Source organism: Alcanivorax sp. HI0083 (assembly GCF_001635175.1).
In genome coordinates, this window is record NZ_LWFX01001532.1 from 1 (window position 1) to 1,143 (window position 1,143).

Genomic DNA, 1,143 nt, shown 5'->3' on the forward strand with positions numbered 1-1,143 from the left:
TCCAGCATCAGCGCGAGCGCAAGCAGCAGCTGTACGAAGAGCTGGATCAGGTGCGCGCCAGCTGGAAAGAAGGCGACGAACACCTGCGTATCGACAGCGAGAAAGTGGCAGAACTGGAGGCCATTCTGGCCGAGCGCGAGCCAGAACTGGAAATGGTCTCCGAACAGCAGGAAGCCTCCAGCGAAGCGTTGGCGCTGGCTGAAGAGACCATGCAGAACTGGCAGCAGGCGTGGGAAGAGTTCAACGGCAAGTCCGGGGAATCACGCCGTCAGGCCGAGGTGGAGCAGTCCCGCATTCAGCATCTGGACAAGTCCCAGGAGCGACTTCGCGACCGTATCGACCGCCTGAAGAAAGAGCAGGAATCCCTGGATGCCGGCCCGCTGGCCCAGGAAATGCGCGAGCTGGAAGAACAGGTAGAGCAATATCGCGGGCAGTCGGAAGAAAACGAACTGCGCAGCGAGTCCCTGCAGGAAGAGATCAATCAGCTCCGCCGCGATAACGGCGACCGGGGCCGTCAGCTGGATGAGGCCCGCGAGAAGCTGCAAAGCCTGAAGGGCCGTCGCACCTCCCTGGAAGCCCTGCAGAAAGCGGCCATGGGCGACGATGGTGCGGTCAGCGACTGGTTGACCCGGCATGAGCTGGATGACGAACCGCGGCTGGCTGACCAGCTGCAAGTGGCGGAAGGCTGGGAAAAAGCCCTGGAAGCGGTGCTGGGCGACAGCATTCAGGCCGTCGCCGTTAGCGGTTTTGATCAGCTCGGGGAATGGCTGGATGACCTGTCCCATGGCCGGGTGGCGCTGGTTAGCCCCAGCGCCACGACGGCGGCGGGCAGCAAATCCACGCTACTGCGTGAACACGTTCAGGGGCAGGCTCCGGAAGGTCTGCTGGCCGGGGTGTACGTGGCCGATAATCTGGATGCGGCGTTGACCCTGCGTGGCCAGCTGGAGGCCCACGAATCCGTGGTGACCCGTGACGGTATCTGGCTGGGCCCGGACTGGCTGAAAGTGGCCAAAGAGGAAGATCAGGAAGCCGGCATCCTCGAGCGCCGCCGTGAGCTGGAGACTCTGGAAGGTGACATTGACACCCTCCAGGCCACCGTGGATAGCCTGAAAGAGCAGCTGGAAAGCACCCGCGAACAGATTT

1 pseudogene is annotated in these 1,143 nt (G+C 62.7%); it reads left to right on the plus strand.

Features of this window, described 5'->3' with window-relative positions:
• Positions 1–1,143, plus strand: a pseudogene (locus A3754_RS23040) (chromosome segregation protein SMC); the annotation flags it as partial.